Genomic DNA, 19,990 nt, shown 5'->3' on the forward strand with positions numbered 1-19,990 from the left:
GATCAGGGAGAAACGCGAATGACCGACGGCACCCCCCATTATACGCGCCCCGATGTGGCGGCTTTTCTGGCCTTTCTGAATATGCAGGAAGGCCCGAAGATGGAGGAGATGCCGCCAGAGGGCGCGCGGGAGATGTTCCGGGCGATGGGCCAGATCGCCGATGTTCCGCGCGGCGAGATAGCCCATGTCGAGGATCGCACCATCCCCGGACCCGCAGGCGCGCTTCCGATCCGGATCTACGATAATCGCCCCGATCGCGAGCCCGGCCCGGTGATGGTCTTCTATCACGGTGGCGGCTGGGTGATCGGCGATCTCGACACGCACGATCCCTATTGCGCCGAGGCGGCGCGGCAGCTCGACATGCCCGTGATCGCCGTCGATTACCGCCTCGCCCCCGAACATCCCTTTCCCGCGGCGCCCGAAGATTGCGAAGCGGCAACGCGCTGGGTCGCCGACAATGTCCCCTGTACCGGTCTCGTGCTTTCGGGCGAGAGCGCGGGCGGCAATCTGACGATCGCGACCGCGCTGACGTTGCGCGACAAGCCGGCGTCGAAACCGGTCATCGCCATCCATCCCATCTATCCCGCCGTGACGACGCGCGACGACTGGCAAAGCTATCGTGATTTCGGCGAGGGCCATTTGCTCACCAAAGGCGGCATGGCCTGGTTCGGCAATCATTATGCCGCGGATCCCGGAGACTATCGGGCTTCGCCGCTCGATTTCCCGGCGGAAGGCCTGCCGCCGACGCTGCTGGTCACCGCGGGGCTCGACCCGCTGCGCGACCAGGGCCGCGCCTATGCCGCGAAGCTGATCGAGGCGGGCGTGCCGACCAGCTTTCGCGAGGCAAAGGGCAATATCCACGGCTATATAAACCTGGCGCAAGGCATCCCCAGCGCAAAGGACGATATTCGCGGCGCCCTCACCATATTGAAAGCAATCGTCGCCGACGCTAACGCCGCGGCATGATCGACCACGACAAGCTTCCCTATCGCCCCTGCGCGGGCGTCATGCTCGCCAACCGCGACGGCCGCGTCTTCGTCGGCCAGCGGCTCGATACGTCGAGCGAGGCATGGCAGATGCCGCAGGGCGGCATCGACGAGGGGGAGGATGCCGAAAAGGCCGCGATCCGCGAACTTGGCGAGGAAACCGGCATCCACGGCGGGCTGGTCGACATCATCGCGCGCAGCCGCGAGGAGTATTTCTATGACCTGCCCGACCATCTGATCGGCAAGATGTGGGGCGGCAAATATCGCGGCCAGCGCCAGCACTGGTTCCTGATGCGCTTCATGGGCGAGGACAGCGACATCGACATCCACACCAGGCATCAGGAGTTTCGTGCGTGGCGCTGGGTCGATCTCGGCGAGATCGAGAAACTGATCGTCCCGTTCAAACGCGCGCTCTACCGCGGGCTGATCGAGGAGTTCGGTCCGCTGGTCTGACCTCAGCCGTCATTGCGAGCGAAGCGACGCAATCTCCCGCCATCCACCTTAGGGAAGGTCGATGGCTGAGGATTGCCGCGTCGCCTTCGGCTCCTCGCAATGACGAGGCGATCAAACGCCCTCTTCGTGCAATGCCAGCGCCGTCCGAAAGACGTCGGCGAACATCTCCGGCGTCAGCCGCCCGGTGTTCGTGTTGTAGCGCGAGCAATGATAGCTATCGACCAGATGCCGCCCATCGGGCAACGCATGGACCGCGCCATGCGCGAACGGATGCGCGGCAAGGCGCGCGCCCGTCGCCCGCAGCACCGCAACATGCGCGATCCGCCCAAGCGCGACGATCACCCGCACCTTCGGCAGAGCGGCCAGCTGGCGCTCGAAGAACGGCCGACAGTTCGCGATTTCCGCCGGTGCCGGCTTGTTCTGCGGCGGCAGGCATTTGACGCTGTTGACGATGATCGCGCCATCGAGTGTAAGCCCATCGTCGATCCGCGCGTCATAATCACCCCGGCTCAGCCCGAACGCCGCGAGCGCCCTGAACAACAGGTCGCCCGCATAGTCGCCGGTGAACGGCCTGCCCGTCCGGTTCGCCCCATGCTTGCCCGGCGCCAGTCCCGCCAGCGCCAGCCACGCATCGGGATCGCCGAAGGCGGGGACCGGCGCATTCCACCAGTCCGGGTGCTCGGCCTGACATTCCTGCCGCAGCGCAACCAGTCGCGGGCAGCGCGAACAGTCGCGCGGCGGCTCGGTTCCGGGCAACGGGCTATCAATTTCCATACGGCTGCAGTAGGCGCGGAGATATGAGCGATGCAAGGCCGCTGCCCCTCTATGCGATCGGCCTCGGGTCGAATCGCCGCCACGCGCGCCATGGCGACCCTCGCGCCGTGCTGCTCGCCGCGCTCGCCGCGCTCGAAAGCGATGACATAGAGGCTGTCGACGCCAGCCCGATCATCGCCAGCGATCCCATCGGCCCCTCGCGCCGCCGCTATGCCAATGCCGTCGCGCTCGTCGCGTCGGACCTGAGCCCCCCCGAAATGCTCGAACGGTTGCAGGCGATCGAGGCGCGTTTCGGCCGTCGCACCGGTCAACGCTGGGGCTCGCGCACACTCGACCTCGACATATTGCTCTGGTCGGGCGGCGCCTGGTCCGACGCCGGGCTGACCATCCCCCACCCTGCGCTCGCGCACCGCGCGTTCGTGCTCGGCCCGCTCCGCGCGATCGTGCCCCAATGGCGCCACCCGCTCCACGCGCGCAGCATCCGCCAGCTCGCCGCGCGGCTCGTCCGTCCAAAGCCGGTTGACCGCCGCGCCGCAGCGCACTAGGGCGACGGCTCACTTCGCGCGCCGCTATATTCGGGCGCCGATGGGCCCTTAGCTCAGTCGGTAGAGCAACTGACTTTTAATCAGTAGGTCGCTGGTTCGAACCCAGCAGGGCTCACCACATTTAAACCACTATGATTCCATAAGCTGCTCCCGCACGAACCGTCGCATGGATGCGGTTCAATGGAGGACATTCATTGTCGACGCTGATTACGGGCGCTGCCGGATTCATCGGGATGCAGGTCGCGGCGGCTTTGCTTCGCCGCGGTGAGGCGGTTGTCGGGATCGACAATTTCACGCCCTATTATTCGGTCGAACTCAAGCGCGCGCGCGTCGCGCGGCTCGACGCCGGTTTTGGTGGCCTGTTCACCTTCATCGACGGCGATTTTGGTGACGCTGCGGCGCTCGCCGGTGCGCTGGCGGGCCAAAGGATCGACCGGATCGTCCATCTTGGTGCCCAGCCCGGCGTGCGCTATTCGCTCGAAAATCCGGCGGCATATGTCCATTCCAACATCGCGGGGCACGTCAACATCCTCGAACTTGCGCGACATCGTGCGGTTTCGCATCTTGTCTATGCCTCCTCCTCGTCGGTCTACGGCATGCGCGCCGACACGCCCTTTCGCGTCGCCGACCGCGCCGATACGCCGATTTCGCTCTACGCGGCGACCAAGCGTGCCGACGAATTGCTGAGCGAAACCTATGCGCATCTGTTCCGCATTCCCCTGACCGGCCTTCGCTTCTTCACCGTCTATGGCCCGTGGGGTCGCCCCGACATGGCGGTGTGGAAATTTACCGAGGCGGTGCTGCAAGGTCGACCGATAGACGTCTATAATCACGGCGATATGCGCCGCGATTTCACCTTTGTCGACGATATTGTGAACGGCGTCGTCCTCGCGCTCGACCACCCGCCCGCCGACGATCATCGCGAGAAGCCGGGCGGCTTCACGACCCCGCACCGGCTATACAATATCGGCAACAACCGGTCGGAAAGGCTGACCGACATGATTGCCATCATCGAACAGGCGTGCGGGCGCAAGGCCGAGCTCAACCTGCTGCCGATGCAGGCGGGCGACGTGTACCAGACCGCAGCCGATATCGACGACATCCAGCGCGACCTCGGCTTTGCGCCGACGACGCCGATTTCGGTCGGTATCCCCGCCTTTGTCGACTGGTATCGAACCGACTGGCTGTCGCGAAAGGCATAGGCTTCTGGCCCTGATGTTCACCAGCGCAGGAAGCGTGGCAGAATCAGCCGCCCGGCGACCGCCGAGACGACGACGGCCAAACCGTGCCACAGCGCGATGTGAATGAGATTCTCGTCGACGCAATGCAGCGCAACGATCGATACGCCCGCCGCACCCGACCTGAGCCACAGGAACAGCGCTGCGCCGACAAGCCAGCCGGTCGCCGTCCAGAGCAGCCCCCGAACCAATTTCCTCGGCGGCACCGGCTCCGCTTCGCCAACCAGTCCATCGATCAAACTTCGATCGAAACCCTGTTTATTTCATCCACGTTCAACCAGTTGCGTGAGCTTTTTGAGGCCGCGGTGAATGTTGACCTTGACCAGAGACTTGCTCTGGCCACAGATTTGCGATGCTTCGGCGATCGACGCGCCCTCGATCTTGACGAGGGTGATCGCCTGCGCCTGGCCGGGTGGCACCAATGTCATCAGCCGGTCGATGCTGAACCGCGCGTGGACCGCCTCGTCCTTTGCCCCGACCGCTGCGTCATGGTCGCCGAGTTCGGCCTCGTCGCGCCGGCGGCGCAGCATGTCGATTCAGCGATAGCGCGTGAATCCGCGACGACGCCATCGGACCGCGCGGTCATAAAGGCCAGCCAAGCGTTTCATGGAGCCACCTCTTCAAAAGCCCCGGCGTCGATCAGCGCCGCGATCGCGCCGCCGCCGCCGGGATGCTCTTCATCGAGCAGCGCGATCAGGCTGCCGAGCGGCGAGAATTGTGCGGCGGCGTCCAGCGCCGCGGCATCGGCCGGATGCGCGGCGAACAACCGGACCTCGGCATCGGGTCGGGTTATGAGGATCGCCGCCGTGTCGGGCGCGAAGGCGGGGTCGAGGCACGGCGCGGCGCCGGTCGCAAGCGGCACGATCCTTGCGGCGGGATGACGGCGAACCGGCCTCGCCAGCAGCGCGGCCTCGTCATCCCCGGCGAGATCGGCGAGCCGCAGCGCGCCAGCGTCGGCGGCATGATAGCTTTCGAGCCATGCCCATTCGACGCGCGCAATGTCGGCAGCGAGCGCATCGTCGAGCCAATCGGCAAATCCCGCGCCGATGTCGGCGAGCCCGCGCCGCTCCGCCCCGCCCGCTTCGACAAAGGCGCGCGACAGGCGATTGAAGTCCGCAGCGCCGAGATGCTCGCGGAGGCGCGGAAATGTCTCTTCGAGCGCGACAAGGCGCGCGTGCGAGATGGTGTTGGCGTGGACGCGCAGCCCGCGCAGCACCGTCGCCTCGGTCCCCGCGAACAGGCCGGGCGGCAGGTGCCGCGGGCCGTGAAGCAATGTCGCCGCCACCGCTGCCTGATCGCCGTCAGGCATCAACGGGCTCCAGCAAGGCATCGGCCCTTGCTGCCTCGGCCATCAACACGGTGTATTCGGGCACATCGCTGTCCCATTCGACAAGAACGGGGCACGGCCCTGCGCGGCGAAGGAAGCGGTCGAGCAGCGTCCAGCAGCTATCGCGCACCGAGGAACCATGATCGTCGATGGCGATCCGGCCGCCGACGCCGTCGTCCTTCACCGCATGACCCGCGACGTGGATTTCGCCGACGAACGCGGGGTCGATCGTGTCGAGCCATGACAGCGGATCGAAGTCCAGGTTGAAAGCCGACACCTCGACATTGTTGATATCGAGCAACAGGCCGCAGCCGCTGCGGCAGCAAAGTTCATGGAGAAAGGAAACCTCGTCCCAGCCGTCGCCCACATAGGCCAGATAGCGCGAGGGATTTTCGATGAGGATCGGGCGGCCGAGCCGGTCCTGCACGCGGCCGACCTCGCGGACGAAATGATCGAGCGCGGCATCGGTGTAGGGAATGGGAAGCAGGTCGGGAAACTTGTCGCGCTCGGTGTTGCTCCAGCTCAGATGGTCGGACACCATCGCGGGCCGGTAACGGTCGCAAAGACGCGCAAGCGCGTCGAGTTCGTCGCGGTCGACGCCTGCTGCCGAGCCCAACGACAGGCCGACCGAATGGAAGCTGATCGGAACAATATCCGCGATCGCGGTAAGCCAGCGATGCGGCGGCCCGCCCGCGCCGAAGTAGTTTTGGGGGTGGACTTCGGCCCAGGCGGGCGCCGCGCCCCGCTCCGCCGCGGCCAGCACATCGGCATAATGCCGGGCCTTGAGCCCGATACCGGCGCGCGGCGGCAGCGTCTGGAGCGAGGCGGGAGTCAAAGCATCAGCCCTTCTTCGGCACCGGCTTGGCGTTGCCCTTGTGCGCGGTCAGCGTTCCGCCCATCTTTTCGCATGTGCCCTTGGCGACATATTTCCAGGCGTTGCCCTGATAATCGACGGTCGACGTGCCGGCGCAACTCGTGCCCGGACCGGCGGCGCAGTCATTCTTGCCCTTGAGCGCGACGCCATAGCATTTTTCCTTGGCGCCCTTGGCGCCTTCGGCAGCGATGGCGGTGCCGGTGAAGGCGTTGCCCGCGGCGAGCGCGAGCACCGCCGAGGCGGCGAGCGACAGTTTCAGCGAATTGGTCATGTGAATCTCCCTTGTGAATAGTTCGATGCGGAGGATGGCATCATTCCCGGTTCGCCGCCAGACGGCGAAAGGTTACGCAAGACGGGAACGGGAATTGGCAGGGTGGCCCCGATCGCTTAGGGACCGGATCGACATTTTATGAATCGTCATTCGGGTGAAGGCTGGAATCTCGACCTGGATTTCTGACGCAACGGCGGGATTCCGGCCTTCGCCGGAATGACGCGATTGAGGTTTCTCCCGATCGAGCCCGGACGCGCGCCGGATGCATAGGGACGGTCGCGAACGGGACGGCAGGGCAAGGGCAGGCGATGAACATCTTTCTCACCGGCGGCGCCGGATATATCGGCAGTCACGTCGCGGCGACGCTGGCGGCGGCCGGCCACCGGGTGACCTGTTTCGACAATCTGTCGAACAGCGACGCGGCGGTGATCGACCGGCTGGAGGCGATCACCGGCGCGGTGATCCCGCTGGTCGTCGGCGACATCCGCGACGGCGACGCGCTGCGCCGCGCGATGCGCGGCCACGCGATCGAGGCGGTGATCCATTTTGCGGGGCTGAAGGCGGTCGGCGAATCGGTCGCCGAGCCGATCCGCTATTATGACAATAATGTGCGCGGCACGCTGTCGCTGATCGAAGCGATGATCGACTGTCATGTGAAACGCCTCGTCTTTTCGTCGAGCGCCACCGTCTATGGCGAGCCGCAATATCTTCCGCTCGACGAGGATCACCCGACTGCGGCAACCAATCCCTATGGCCGCACCAAGCTGATGATCGAGGAGATGCTGGCTGACATTGCCGCCGCGGACCCCGAATGGCGGATCGCCATCCTGCGTTATTTCAATCCCGTCGGCGCGCACGACAGCGGGCTGATCGGCGAAAATCCCAATGGCATTCCGAACAATCTGATGCCCTTCATCAGCCGTGTCGCGGCGGGCAAGCTCAAGGAGTTGTCGGTGTTCGGCGACGATTATGACACGCCCGACGGTACCGGGGTGCGCGATTATATCCATGTCGTCGATCTGGCGGCCGGACACGCGGCGGCGCTGGACGCTATTGCCGGCGCCGACCGGCCGCTGTCGATCTGGAACCTCGGCACCGGTCAGGGCTATTCGGTGTTCGACATCATCCGCGCGTTCGAGCGCGTGAACGGCGTCGCCATCCCCTATCGCATCGCGCCGCGCCGCGCGGGCGATGTCGCGAGTTGCTTCGCGAGCCCCGAGCGCGCCGCGCGCGAGCTTGGCTGGGCGGCCGAGCGCGATCTGGATGCCATGTGCGCGTCGAGCTGGCGCTTCGAGCGGATGCTCGCGACACGCAACGCCGAGTAAGTCCTGACCTCCGGGCCGCTACCGCAGCCACCCCGCCGTCTGGGCGAGCACCCAGATCCCGATCACAAGAAACAGCGCGGCGGCGATCCGGCGCACCCTGGCAAGGTCGACCCGCTTCAGCAGTTCGTTGCCAAGGAAGACCGCAGGCACATTGGCGATCATCATGCCGAGCGTCGTGCCCGCGGTGACCGCGACGACCGCCTGATATTGCGCACCGAGCGCGATCGTCGCCACCTGCGTCTTGTCCCCCATTTCGACGAGGAAGAAGGCGATGAGCGTCGTCAGAAAGGCGCCGAAGCGCGGTTTCGGGTCATCGTCATCGTCGAATGTATCGGGCACCAGCGTCCATGCCGCCATCGCGATGAACGACGCTCCGATGGCATAGCGAAAGAGCGGGCTGTCGAGCAGGGCGGCCGCCTGCGCGCCGAGCAGCGCCGCGAGGGCGTGGTTCGCAAGCGTTGCGACCAATATGCCAAGGATGATCGGCAGCGGGCGTCCAAAGCGCGCCGCGAGCAGGATCGCGAGCAACTGCGTCTTGTCGCCGATTTCGGCGAGCGCGACGACCGCGGTCGAGGTGAACAGGGCTTCCATGACGACTCCGGGGCCGGGCGGCGTGCGATTCCAACGGGCGTCAAACCCGCCGCCCGGCCCGGACGGAGGCTCGACGCCATTGGTCTCGCCCAAGCGGTGATCCCGCTTCCACCGCACCATGACCTCTCGGCCAAGTATGTTGACGCGGCGGCCCGTCGCAAGCGACGGCTGGCTACTCCCCAGATGACGCGGCGGCGTTAGACGACGGAGACTCGTCTGGCAAGTCCGAAGCCGTGGCGGCGGCCCTTTCGGCTTCGGCGATGTCGGCGTCCATGGCCTTGGCGCGCGCATCGATCGCCTCGACCGCCTTGTCGTAGCGGGTATCGAAATCGGGCTCGTCCTGGCAGGCGGCGAGGAGGAGCAGGGGCAGGATCGGGACGATGGCGCGCATCAATAATCCTTGCGATAACGGATCGACAGGTTCGACTGGCCCGATCCGCCCGCCTGGCTGAGCAGCGAGAGCGCCGGGGTCAGGCTGATCTCGAGCTGCGTCGCGGTATAGCCGCGCGCGTCGGTGATGACCTCCAGATAGATGTCCTTGGTGATATATTGCCCCGCCGCGAGCGCGGCGCCGCGGCCGATCGTATCGTCGGGGCCGAGGACGCGGAGACGGTCGATGCCCGCCGCCGACTGGAGCGCGCCGAGCGGGCTCAATCCCCCGCCGCCGCTGCTGAGCGCATTGAGCGAGGAAGCGAGCTGCACCGCCTGAAGCGGCGACAGCGTCGTGATCGAATCGCCGAACAGGATGCGCGACACGATCTCGTCCTGCGGCAATCCGGGGACGCTGGAGAACGCGACCTGCGGATTGCTGGCGCGCCCGGTGACGCTGACACTGACGGTAACGGTTTCGATGGTGTCGCTGGCGATCAGGCGGATTGCGGGGTCGAACGCGTCGCCGGTCGGGAAGGTCACGCGGCCTTCCTCCAGCTCGAACGAGCGCCCGGCAAAGCCCAAGGTGCCGCGCACCAGCTCGATCTCGCCGGTCACGCGCGGCGCCTCGGTCGTCCCGCGCAGCGTGACGTCGGCCTGCCATTCGGATTCGAGCCCCATGCCGCGGACATAGATTTCCTCGGAAGCCCGCAGCCGAATGTCGAGGCGGATGAGGTCGAACAGGCTGCCGCCGACCGCGGCGAGCCCGTCGCCACTGATCCGCGCGCGGCCCGATGCCTTGCGCCGCACCCCCGTCAATACCGGCACCTGCGCCGCACCTTCGCGCACGATGCGATAGCGCGTTTCGGGAAGGCGAAGGTCGCCCGACAGCAGCGCGGTCTGCCCCGCCACCTTTTGAAGCCGCAGATCGCCGGTCGCCCGTGCGGCGATATTTTCGCTGCGCGCGAGCCGCGCATTGTCGAGCGTCGCGGCGAGGTCCATCGGATAACCATCGGCCTGCGACAGGCTGACATAACCGCTGGCTGCGATTGTTCCTTCTCCGGCCCTGGCCGTCAGGTCGGCAATTTCCAGCCGGTTGCCCGCAAAGCGGCCATTGATGACCATCCCGGTGAGCCGCGTGCCATAGGTCTGGTTCTCGTAAACCATGTCGCGCCCGCGCACGATGCCGTTCAGGCACGGGTCGGCGACGCGGCAGCCGAAATCGGCGGCGACCGCGACCGGGCCCGACACATGCTGGTCGGCGGGGCCGAAGAAGGAATAGAGCGTGTCGGCGGGGCCGTTGTAGCGGATGCCGCCGCTGAGCGGCGCGGCGCGCAGCCGGTCGGTCCACGCCCCCGCGCCGGGGCCGAGCGGGCGCAGCGACGCCTGGATGCGCCCGACCACGGTGCCGCGCTTGCGCATCACCGCGCGCGCTTCGCCGCCGTCGGCGAGCAGCTTGCCCGCGAAATTGACGTCGACCGGCTGGCTGACCGAGGCGGCGGTGGTGCGCGTGAAATTGCTGATCGTCAGGCGCGCGTCGGCGCGTGGGAAGGCGTCGGCGTTCGCCTGCTCGAAATCGAGGCTGCCGCTCGCCCGCCCGCCGAGTCCCATGTCGGGATAGACGGCGTTGAGGATCGCCATATTGACGCGGTCGAGCCGCGACTGGAACATGATCCCTTCGCCGAAGCGTCCGGCGACGCGCGCGCTGCTGCGGCGGCCGAGGTCGATATTGGTCGGCAATAATTCATAACCGTCGGGACCGGGCACAATGCGCGCGGGCGAAATGGTACGGAAATTGATGCCCGTCGCGCGGCCCTGCACCGAGGCGCGCCAAAGGTCGGGCCTCAAGTCGGCGTTGGCGGCGATGCGGAAGGGGACGCCGCGCACCCCCTCGACAAGCGCCTGCGCCTTGCCGCTGCCGCCGCGATAGTCGATCTTCACGCGCGCGACGGCGATTTCATAATCGCGGATCTGCGTGTCGGCGACCTGGATGTCGGCGACGATGTGTGGCGTGTCGTACAGCGTAACATCGGCATCGACGATCGCCGATCCCACCGCGAGCTGCGCCGGGCCGGGGAGCATGACATTGTTCGCGCGGATGTTGATCGCGGCGGCCTGATGCTCGCCCGTGGCCGAAAGCCGCACGAGGCCGCCAAGCCCCTGCCCAGAGGCGTCGAGCCGGCCGGTGAAGGGCCCCGCCGCGCTCCTGACCAGGCGCCCGCTGAAACCGATGCCCGACAGGTCGCCCCGCTCGACGTCGATCGTCAGGGGTCCGGCGGCGGTGAGCAGCACGACGTCGGCGGCGAGCGGCCCATAATCGGTGTCACCGGTCGCGGCGAGGCGGTAGCCGTTCGGCGCCCCTGTCACGCGCGCGACGAAGTTGGCAAGTCCGATCCCCAGCCCCGGCCGGTCGGCGGTCACAACCGCGCGCGGATCGCCGAGCGTCCCGGCAAGCTCGACGCCGAGCGGGCCATAATCACGCGAACTGGCGCGCGCGGTCAGCCGGATCTGGCCATCGGGCGCATAGCTTCCCTGCCCACCCGTGACGCGCAGGCGCGGCGCCGTCAGCCGCAAGCCAGAGAAGCGCACGACGCCATCGGTGCCATAGCGCACGTCGCCCGATGCCGTCGCATTGCCGCCGAGAAAATCGCGCACGCCCGAATTGAACAGCCGCGTCGAACGCGCGCGGACGCGGCCCGCAAGCTCGAACCCGCCGCGCGGCGCCGTCTTGAGGTCGGCATCGGTGTCGATGTCGAAGATGCCGACGCTCTCGATCCGATAATCGTTGATCCGCCCGTCGATCGCGCCCGTGTAGAAACCGCGGTTCAAATCGGCGACGACGATCGCCTTCGCATCGATCCGCGGCGAGCGCAGGCGCAGATTGTCGCTGAGGAGGCGCCCGTCGGCATAGGCGAGGTCACCGTCGAGCCGCACATCGACCAGCGTGCCGCCCGCGACCGTGTCGAGCCCGCGAATGCGTGCCGCGCGCCCGGCAACGGGGATCACGACCTGCTCGGGATCGATGCGCGCCTTTCCCGCGAGGCTCAGCCGGTCGACGATGATGTCGTTGATCGCAAGGCGGGCGGCGTTCGCTCGATAATCGACCGTCGGCTGGGTGAAAGCGCCGTCGAGCGTCGCGGTCGCGCGCAGGCCGCTGGCGCGCAGCGCGGGCGCGATGGCCGCAGGGCGCCGGACATAGACCGCGAGCGCCAGCCCTTCGTAGCGATTGGCGCCCAGATCAACGCCGCCGCTGATGCCGAGATCGGCCGCGCCCGACGTCAGCCGCCCGTCGAGCACGGCCTTGCGATCGGCAAGCCGCGCCTTGATGTCGATCGCGGTTTCGGGCGCGAGCAGCTCGGCCACCGGGCCGCTCAGCAGCCGCGACGGCTGCGCATTGCCCTTGGCCGCAAAGTTGCCGTCGCGCGCCGTCAGCGCGATGCGGGCAAGCGGCGCGTCGCCAAGGCCCGCAGTCAGCGCGCCGTTCCACGCCTTCCAGTCGCCGCGTCCGCTGAGCTTCGCCGTCAGCGTCTCGTCGAAACCGCCCATCGCGGCGAGCACGCCGCCCGCCGGAGCGCGCACGTCGAGCGTCATCGCCAGCCGGTTCGCCTCGGGCACCGCGTCGAGCAGCAGCTTGAGCCTGTCCCCCTTGCCGCCCCCGCCGATGGTTTCGGCGCTGGCGCTTATCTGTGCGCGGCGATCGGCGATCGCGACGCGGCCGTCGAGCATCGCCACCTGGCGCTCGCCTGCCACCGCGGGCTCGAATGTAAAGCGGTCGACGTGGAGCCGCCCGACGTCGATATCGAGATCGGGAAGCAGCGGCTCGCCCGTGTCGGGCACGGGTTTGAACGCCGGCAGCTTCTCCATCACCAGCGTCTCGGCCGTCGCCGAACGGATATCGACATGGCTCGCCAGATAGCGGAGAGGTCGCCAGTCGATCCGCAGTTCGGGCGAACGCAGGAACACGCCGTCGGGGTCGGAGAGGGTGAAATCGCGAACGATCATCCGGCTGTACAGCGACCCGTCGAGCCGGCCGATGCCGATCTTCATCCCGTTTTCGAACTCATATTTTTCGATCTGGGTGACAAGGAAACGTCGCCCGGCGTCGCTGTTCAGCCCGACAAGAAACAGCGCGAAAAGAAGGACGAGGCCAAGCAGCGCATAGCCCGTGCCGCGCAGGATCGCGCGCGGCCAGCTCCGCGCCGCAACCGGCGCCGTTTCGGCGGCGGGTGCGTCCTCGGTCATCAGAAGGCCTGCCCGATCGACACATAGACGCTGACGCGCGCTTCGCCGGGCTTGCGCGCGATCGGCGTCGCGATGTCGAAGCGCATCGGCCCGAAATTGGTGTAATAGCGCGCGCCGATGCCGGCGCCGAAGCGCAGATCCTGAAAGGTCGGCGCCGAACTGCGGTAAACCTGCCCCGCATCGACGAAGCCGACGACGCCGAAATCGCCGAAGCGATAGCGCGCCTCGACCGCGACCTCGTTGACGCTGCGGCCGCCGATCGGATCATTGTTGGGGTCTTTGGGTCCTAGCTCCTGATAACCGAAGCCGCGCACCGACCCGCCGCCGCCCGCATAAAAGCGCCGCGACGGCGCGAGCCGTTCGCGCGCGGCACCGAGGATCGACCCGAAGCGCACCCGCCCCGCGAGCACGATGCTGTCGGTCATCGGATAATAGCCGCTGATGTCGGTGCGAAGCCGCGCATAGGGGGAGAAGCGTCCCGAAAGCGAGCCTTCAGGCTGAATCAGCGACGTGATGCGAAACCCCTTGGTCGGGTCGAGCAAGTTGTCGGTACGGTCTATCCCGACCTGCCCGCTCAGCCCCAGGATGGTGTAGAAGTCAAAGGACCGCTCGCCCGTCGCAAAATCATAATCATCCTCGCGCGTGGCAATGAGCTCGACGCCATAGGCATAGGTGAACTTCTTTTGCCAGATCGGCGTCGAATCATAGCTGATGCGCGCGCCGACGCGGCCGGTCAACGCCTCGAAGGCCTCATAATTGCTGCGCTTTGCCTCGGCGACGAGTTCCAGCGTCCGGTCGCGCCGACCGGCGTTCGACCGCCGCAGCGTCGCACCGATCCCCTGTTCCTGCGTGCCGATGACGCCGCGAAAGGTCAGAGCGCCTTCGGGGGGGAACATGTTGCGGTGCGTCCAGCTTCCCTCGACCCGAAGCCCCTCGCCCGTGCCATAACCCGCGCTCGCCGCGATCGTGCGTGGTGGCCCCGCCTGCTGTGTCACCAGCATGGTCACATATTCGGTGCCGTCGCCCGCGCTTTCACCCGTCGGCTGCGGTTCGGCGGCGACGGTCGAGAAGAGCCCGGTAGCGACGAGCGCCTGCCGGAGGTCATCGACCTTGCGGCTGTCGTAAAGGTCGCCGCGCTTGAAGCGTGCGAGCACCGCGACATGATCGGCATCGAAAGCAAGGTCGCCCGTCGTCTCGATGCCGCCAAAGCGCGATCGTTTGCCGATATCGACAGGCAGCGTGTAGACGCCTTCTCCCGTCGCCGGGTCGAGCAGGACGTCGCGCTGGCCTACCTGCGCGAACGGATAGCCTTCTTCGGGCAGCTTGAGCGCGATCGCCGCCTCGGCGCCCTGAATCCGCTGCGCGACGATGGGCTCACCGACGCTCAGCGGGAAATTGTCGGCGATCAGGCGGGGGGGGATCGTCGGGGCGGCGTCGATCACGATGTCGGAGAGCGTGTATCGCTGTCCGGGCGTCACGTCGATGATCGCGGTGATCGGACGGCTGCCGCGGTCCTGCCCTTCCTCGCGCGGCCCGCGCTCGATGCGCGTCTCGACGACCGCGTCATAATAGCCCTCCGACGCCAGGATGCGCTGCATCAGCTCGCCATCGGCGGACAGACGCGCGCGGATCATCGCCGCATTGTCGGCCTTGCCGTCACCATCGTAAAGCGCCGACAGATCGCCGAACATGTCGGCAAGATCCACGCTGGTGCCGTCGTCGGCCGCGTCCAGCCCGTTGACCCGAACCTGATAGGCCAGCTCGCGACCATCATCCTCCTCTTCCGCCTCGGCGAATTCGACGGGTTCGACATCGAAATTGTCGAGCGGGGGGAGCAGCGCCGCGAGTTCGATGTCGCTTATCGGCGCGTCGCCAATCGCCTCGACGCTATCGCCGTCGGCAAGGGCCGGAACGGGACCGCCATCGACCGCGGGCGTTGCGGCGCCGCCGGCGGTTTCGGCTTCATCCCCGTCCTGATTCCCGCGCCGCGCCGCGTCGGCGGCCTGCCGCCGCTCGACCTCGGCGATCGATTCGAGCGGCCGGTCAAGTTCGGGATCCTCCTCGGCGCTGATCGGCGGGATCGCCTTTTCAAACTCGTCGTCGGCGATGATCGGTTCGACCTCGGGCAGATCCGCCTCGGGCGGTGGCGGCGATGGCGATGCGATCGGATCGTCGGCCGCGGCCGCGACGCCGGTTCGGGATACCGACTTCTCTTGTTCCTGCGCGATCACCGACGGCGCAAGCAGCAGGGCCGGCAAGGCCGCGGCGCCGACCAGCAGCGACCCTATTCCCGCCAGTCGGCGGCACGAAGAATCACAGGATTTTTCAGATTTTTGCATCTGCTGGCCACCGAAGAAGACTTGTGGCTTCAGAGCTTTGGCTGTGCAACCCGTTTCTCCCCTTCGCCGGGTGCCAACGCTCCGGCGTTGGGACAGTTCCCCGTCATACGGCGGGCGACGGCGGGCGGGACAGATCAGCTGTCGGCGCCGAACAGGTCGCGGCTGTAAACCTTGTCGACGACATCGGCGAGGTCGTCGGTGATACGGTTCGCGATAATCACGTCGGCTTCGGCCTTGAACGCATCGAGATCGCGGATCACGCGCGAGTTGAACAGCCGGTCCTCCGCGACAAGCGGTTCATAGACGATCACCTCGATCCCCTTGGCCTTCACGCGCTTCATCACGCCGAGGATGCTGCTGGCGCGGAAATTGTCCGACCCCGCCTTCATCGCGAGGCGATGGATGCCGACGACGCGCGGGTTCCGTTTGATGACCTCCGACGCGACGAAATCCTTGCGCGTGGTGTTCGAGGAGACGATCGCCTGGATGAGGTTCTGTGGCACATCCTTGTAATTGGCGAGCATCTGCTTCGTGTCCTTGGGCAGGCAATAACCGCCATAACCGAAGGAAGGATTGTTGTAGAAACTGCCGATCCGGGGATCGAGGCACACCCCCTCGATCACCTGCCGCGAATCGACGCCGTGCAAGGCGGCATAAGTGTCCAGCTCGTTGAAAAAGGCGACGCGCATCGCAAGATAGGTGTTCGCAAACAGCTTGATCGCCTCGGCCTCGGTGTTCCCCGTCTGGAGAACGGCCGTATCGGGCTTCAGCGACCCTTCGAGCAACAGCCGCGCGAAATCGGCGGCGCGCGGGTGCGTGTTGCCGACGATGATCCGCGACGGATGGAGATTGTCGTGGAGCGCGCGCCCTTCGCGCAGGAACTCCGGGGAAAAGACGATGTCGTTGCTGCCATGTTCGGCGCGCATCCGTTCGGTGAAGCCCACCGGGACGGTCGATTTGACGACGACCAGCGCGCCGGGCGCCAGCTTCAGCGCGTCGGCGATGACGCTTTCGACGCTGTTCGTGTTGAAATAATTGGTGTCGGGATCATAGTCGGTCGGCGTTGCAACGATGACGAAGTTCGCGTCGGCATAGGCCGCCTGCTTGTCGGTGGTCGCAACCAGGTTCAGTTGCTTGTTGGCCAGATAATCCTCGATCTCGGGATCGACGATCGGCGATTGCCGCGCGTTGACGAGCTCGACCTTGCGCGTGTCGATGTCGAGCGCGACGACCGCATTATGCTGCGCCAGCAGAACCGCGTTCGAAATGCCGACATAACCCGTGCCGACGACGGCGATCTTCACGGGCGAATCCTTTGCTGACGTCAATGATTTATCCTTTGGCCGATGCGGCGCCGTCCGTAGCAACGGCCCGGCGGCGGCTCAATGCTTCATGTGCCGCAAAAGGTCGTATAGGGCGCCGCATCGGCGGGCGCGGGTTCGGCGAAGCGCTCGCGCCCGGCGCGCGCTGCGAACGGCTGACGCACGACCTCCAGCAGTTCGAGCCAGGGCGCCGGATCGCCTGCCTCGGCGGCTTCGAGCGCCGCTTCGACGCGATGATTGCGCGGGATATAGAGCGGGTTCACGGCGTCCATCGCGTCGGCGAGGTCGAGCGGATTGGCCGCGTCCTGTTCGATACGCTGCCACCAGTCGGCGATCCACGGCGCCATCGCGTCGGGCGCGGGCAGCAGCGCCTGCATCATCGCCCCCTCGCCGCGCAGCAGCATTGCGAGCGCGCGAAAGAAGGTGGTGAAATCGACGCTGTGCTTCTCCAGCTCGTCGAACAGCCTGTCGATCAGCTCGGCATCGTCGCCCGCGCTCGTCGAAAGGCCGAGTTTCTCGCGGACCTGCGCGTGCCACGCTGCACGAAACCGCCCCGGAATCGCATCGACGAGCGCTTTCGCCGCCTCGACATCGGCGGGCGAAACGCGGTGGATCGCGGGCAGGAGCGCCTCGGCAAAGCGCGCCATGTTCCAGTGCATGATCTGCGGCTGGCGGCCATAGGCATAACGGCCGGTCGCATCGATCGAACTGAACACCGTGTTCGCGGCGAAGCGGTCCATGAAGGCACAGGGGCCATAATCGATCGTCTCGCCGCTGATCGCGACATTGTCGGTGTTCATCACCCCGTGGATGAAGCCGACACCCAGCCAGCGCGCAATGAGCGCGCATTGCAGGCCGATCACCCGGTCGAGCAAGGCGAGGTGCGGGTTGGCGGCATCGGCGAGATCGGGAAAATGCCGCGCGATGCTGTAATCGGACAATTGTACGACATGGTCGGCACCGAAATGCGCGGCAAAGAACTGGAAGGTGCCGACGCGGATATGGCTGCTGGCGACGCGGGTGAGCACCGCGCCCGGATGCGCGCGCTCACGCTCGACGCGCTCGCCCGTCGTCACCGCTGCGAGCGCGCGCGTCGTCGGCACGCCCATCGCCGCCATCGCCTCGGACACGAGGAACTCGCGCAGCACGGGACCGATCGCCGCCTTGCCGTCGCCGCCACGCGAAAAGGCGGTCGGCCCCGACCCCTTGAGCTGAATGTCGAAGCGCGCGCCGTCGGGCGCGACGATCTCGCCGAGCAGCAACGCGCGGCCATCGCCGAGCTGCGGCGAAAAATGGCCGAACTGGTGTCCGGCATAGGCGAGCGCGATGGGCGCGGCGCCTTCGGGCAGTTCCTCCCCCGAAAACACCCGCGCAAGCTCGTCGGCATCGACGCCACGTCGGTCGAAGCCCAGCCTTTCAGCCAGCGCGTCGTTGAACGCGAGGAGCCGGGGCGCCGATGGCTTCGCAGCTTCGGCAGGCGCATAAAAGCCCTGCATGTCGGCATGAAAACTGTTGTCGAAGGCAAATTGCATGGTGGGGGCTCCCGATTGTAGTTTGTATGGTAACCAAGCAATTGCAAGCGCAGGCCCGGAAAAGCGCGACGCCGCCCTTCCCGCTCTCAATGCATGAGTGTCGACCTTCCCCGCGCATATCATCAGGCCGCTGCGGCGCGGACTTACAGACGGGTCAGATCACCGCGCTGAATGAAAGAAATCTTCCCGTTCTTGCCACGCGAATGAATGAGGGGCTCCTCGACGACAGCCGCCACCGCGCCCGATCCGATCCGAAAGGCGAATTCCTGCGTCCCATCCCTTGCCAAGCCCCTTAATCCGAACCGGCCGCGGATAATGCGGCAACGCCTTGACGTTCCGAGATGGATTCCGGCCGCATCCCTGAAGGCGGCATTCCGTCCGTTGCCATATGTGTGGGCGTTTTCGATGACGATGTCTTCGGGCGGATATACGGGGTGATGCACAAGAATACCCTCGTGTTCGCAATCGTAACAGGCGACGTTTTCGATGCGGACATCAGATGCCCGCTCGTCGACCAGAATGCCATCGCGGAATCGCGAAAGGTCGGCATTGCGGATAACCCCACCCCGTATCTGCAGAACGCGGCCACCCGCATTGCGTGCGCCCGCGCCCTGACCGGTTCCCGTTACCCCGTCAAAAACGACATCGCACTCAACCAGCGGATCGACCATATTTTCATACCCGTCAGTTATCGCCCTGGCGATATTGTCGGCATAACCGCGCAGTTCAAACACCTGTCCGGTCGCGCTGCCCCCGATTCGGCAATTCTCGAATCGGATGCGCTTGCCCAGCAGGTCGCGGTCCTGTGGCAGCACGAATTCGGCACCAAGGTCACCGACCTCGTGAGCATAGGCCTGATAGGTCACGCTTTCCGCATAACAGTCCGCCACTGTGATCGAATGGGCGCCCGATATCCTGACACAGAAACTGCCCCGGTCGACACCGGTCGATGGCGCGGACAAGGCTCCGGCCCGGATCCTCCGGATGATGCCGTGCCGCGAAGGGATGACATAAGCCATGCCATCCAGATAGGCACGCTTGTTCATCGTCTGGGCTTGCGCCCGGTCGACTGTCGAGATTGGGCCTATATGTCCCCAGTCGACGTGAACGGCCCCATACATCCGGTCCGACGAGGGGATTGTGATATTTTCGATTCGATAATGGCTGCAACCGATGATCTGAATTGCCGGCGCCCCGACGTGCCCCCCGGCGCCATCCGGCACCCATTTGTCACTCTGGATCAGAAGGTCATATATCGCAAAGCTGTGGGGATCATTGTCGGGATCGGGCCGGGCAACCTCATTGGGATCGCCGAGGCGGCATCCTGCCGACACGCCACAGTGCGCAGCGGCCTGCAGCCCGGGCTGTCCCGTCGAGACAACCTTGACCTTTCCCCCGAACAGCTCCGAACGGCTTCGCATCCTGAAAACGCTGTGATTGCCGCTATCGAAGCGGCCGACGACTGTCGATCCGCGCAAGTCGAGCCGGACATTCTCTTTCACGATCAGATCCGACGAGGTTTTGTAAACCCGCGCCGAATCAAGCCGAACCGTCCCGCCACCCATCCGGGCGGCGAAATCAATAGCCGACTGGATTGCCGACCCGTCGTCCGAACCCTGACCCGAACGTTCATCCCAATTGCCCGCCGCGCCAAAGCGGCGAACGGCTATTACCGGCTGTTCCGGAGCGGAGGCACCGGCAAGGAAAATCCATCCGGCGCCCGCCGCATTTGACAGGAAATGCCTTCTCGGAATGATCACGCGCCTGTCCCGTGATGATGGCAGCCAGGGATGAATCCGCGG

Annotated in this window: 18 protein-coding genes, 1 tRNA gene and 1 riboswitch; of the genes, 6 read left to right on the top strand and 13 right to left on the bottom strand. The window is 66.0% G+C overall.

The annotated features are described in order from the left end of the window. Positions 1–18: 18 nt before the first annotated feature. Both SALA_RS07855 and SALA_RS07860 read left to right on the top strand, forming a co-directional pair. Complete coding sequence (locus tag SALA_RS07855) at positions 19–966, top strand: alpha/beta hydrolase (protein ID WP_011541842.1); 948 nt, start codon at positions 19–21, stop codon at positions 964–966. Continuing rightward, a complete protein-coding gene (locus SALA_RS07860; protein ID WP_011541843.1) occupies positions 963–1,439 on the top strand; it encodes an RNA pyrophosphohydrolase in 477 nt (158 codons plus the stop codon). Before SALA_RS07855 ends, SALA_RS07860 begins: the two co-directional genes overlap by 4 nt. A gap of 111 nt (positions 1,440–1,550) precedes the next feature. On the opposite strand, the gene SALA_RS07865 is transcribed toward SALA_RS07860, so the two are convergent. After that, positions 1,551–2,213, bottom strand: a complete 663-nt coding sequence (locus tag SALA_RS07865) for a uracil-DNA glycosylase (protein ID WP_011541844.1) — start codon at positions 2,211–2,213, stop codon at positions 1,551–1,553. Positions 2,214–2,236: 23 nt separating this feature from the next. On the opposite strand from SALA_RS07865, the gene folK reads away from it, so the two are divergent. The 3 genes from folK (at position 2,237) to SALA_RS07880 (ending at position 3,960) form a co-directional block, all read left to right on the top strand. Beyond that, positions 2,237–2,758 carry a 2-amino-4-hydroxy-6-hydroxymethyldihydropteridine diphosphokinase gene (gene folK, locus SALA_RS07870; RefSeq protein WP_011541845.1) on the top strand — a complete coding sequence of 174 codons (522 nt, stop codon included), beginning with the start codon at positions 2,237–2,239 and terminating at the stop codon, positions 2,756–2,758. 42 nt (positions 2,759–2,800) lie between these two features. Further along, positions 2,801–2,876 (top strand) — tRNA-Lys (locus SALA_RS07875). A gap of 76 nt (positions 2,877–2,952) precedes the next feature. After that, positions 2,953–3,960, top strand: coding sequence for an NAD-dependent epimerase/dehydratase family protein (locus SALA_RS07880; RefSeq protein WP_011541846.1), 1,008 nt, complete (start codon positions 2,953–2,955; stop codon positions 3,958–3,960). A 17-nt stretch (positions 3,961–3,977) separates the two neighbouring features. On the opposite strand, the gene SALA_RS07885 is transcribed toward SALA_RS07880, so the two are convergent. From SALA_RS07885 to SALA_RS07905, 5 genes are all read right to left on the bottom strand, one after another. Further along, positions 3,978–4,235, bottom strand: coding sequence for an NrsF family protein (locus SALA_RS07885; protein ID WP_011541847.1), 258 nt, complete (start codon positions 4,233–4,235; stop codon positions 3,978–3,980). 24 nt (positions 4,236–4,259) lie between these two features. Beyond that, a complete protein-coding gene (locus SALA_RS07890) occupies positions 4,260–4,526 on the bottom strand; it encodes a sigma factor-like helix-turn-helix DNA-binding protein (protein ID WP_011541848.1) in 267 nt (88 codons plus the stop codon). 74 nt (positions 4,527–4,600) lie between these two features. Next, the gene (locus SALA_RS07895) at positions 4,601–5,305 is read right to left on the bottom strand and encodes an HvfC/BufC N-terminal domain-containing protein (RefSeq protein WP_011541849.1); all 705 of its coding nucleotides are present in this window, start codon (positions 5,303–5,305) and stop codon (positions 4,601–4,603) included. Further along, a complete protein-coding gene (locus SALA_RS07900) occupies positions 5,298–6,158 on the bottom strand; it encodes an MNIO family bufferin maturase (protein ID WP_011541850.1) in 861 nt (286 codons plus the stop codon). The genes SALA_RS07895 and SALA_RS07900 overlap by 8 nt, the downstream gene beginning before the upstream one ends. Positions 6,159–6,162: 4 nt before the next feature. Further along, positions 6,163–6,468, bottom strand: coding sequence for a BufA1 family periplasmic bufferin-type metallophore (locus SALA_RS07905; RefSeq protein WP_011541851.1), 306 nt, complete (start codon positions 6,466–6,468; stop codon positions 6,163–6,165). Between the two features lie 308 nt (positions 6,469–6,776). Between SALA_RS07905 and galE the strand changes: the two genes are divergently transcribed. Then, the gene (gene galE / locus SALA_RS07910; protein WP_011541852.1) at positions 6,777–7,793 is read left to right on the top strand and encodes a UDP-glucose 4-epimerase GalE; all 1,017 of its coding nucleotides are present in this window, start codon (positions 6,777–6,779) and stop codon (positions 7,791–7,793) included. Positions 7,794–7,811: 18 nt separating this feature from the next. Here galE and SALA_RS07915 read toward each other — a convergent pair whose 3' ends face one another. From SALA_RS07915 to SALA_RS07945, 7 genes are all read right to left on the bottom strand, one after another. Then, positions 7,812–8,384, bottom strand: coding sequence for a TMEM165/GDT1 family protein (locus tag SALA_RS07915; protein WP_011541853.1), 573 nt, complete (start codon positions 8,382–8,384; stop codon positions 7,812–7,814). 91 nt (positions 8,385–8,475) lie between these two features. Beyond that, a riboswitch (yybP-ykoY riboswitch) is annotated at positions 8,476–8,579 on the bottom strand. Then, on the bottom strand, positions 8,557–8,775 hold the full coding sequence (locus SALA_RS07920; protein WP_041383181.1) for a hypothetical protein: 219 nt from the start codon (positions 8,773–8,775) through the stop codon (positions 8,557–8,559). (Overlaps the previous riboswitch by 23 nt.) Beyond that, positions 8,775–12,995 (bottom strand): translocation/assembly module TamB domain-containing protein, encoded by a 4,221-nt coding sequence (locus SALA_RS07925; protein WP_011541854.1) that lies wholly within the window; start codon positions 12,993–12,995, stop codon positions 8,775–8,777. The genes SALA_RS07920 and SALA_RS07925 overlap by 1 nt, the downstream gene beginning before the upstream one ends. Further along, positions 12,995–15,253 carry an autotransporter assembly complex protein TamA gene (locus tag SALA_RS07930; protein WP_237700938.1) on the bottom strand — a complete coding sequence of 753 codons (2,259 nt, stop codon included), beginning with the start codon at positions 15,251–15,253 and terminating at the stop codon, positions 12,995–12,997. The genes SALA_RS07925 and SALA_RS07930 overlap by 1 nt, the downstream gene beginning before the upstream one ends. Positions 15,254–15,468: 215 nt before the next feature. Continuing rightward, positions 15,469–16,638 carry a nucleotide sugar dehydrogenase gene (locus SALA_RS07935; protein ID WP_041383182.1) on the bottom strand — a complete coding sequence of 390 codons (1,170 nt, stop codon included), beginning with the start codon at positions 16,636–16,638 and terminating at the stop codon, positions 15,469–15,471. 86 nt (positions 16,639–16,724) lie between these two features. Then, entirely contained in the window at positions 16,725–18,188 is a 1,464-nt protein-coding gene (locus SALA_RS07940; protein WP_011541857.1) for a protein adenylyltransferase SelO, read from the bottom strand. 143 nt (positions 18,189–18,331) lie between these two features. Then, positions 18,332–19,948 carry a hypothetical protein gene (locus tag SALA_RS07945; protein ID WP_011541858.1) on the bottom strand — a complete coding sequence of 539 codons (1,617 nt, stop codon included), beginning with the start codon at positions 19,946–19,948 and terminating at the stop codon, positions 18,332–18,334. Positions 19,949–19,990: the final 42 nt, after the last annotated feature.

Source organism: Sphingopyxis alaskensis RB2256 (assembly GCF_000013985.1).
Lineage (GTDB): Bacteria > Pseudomonadota > Alphaproteobacteria > Sphingomonadales > Sphingomonadaceae > Sphingopyxis > Sphingopyxis alaskensis.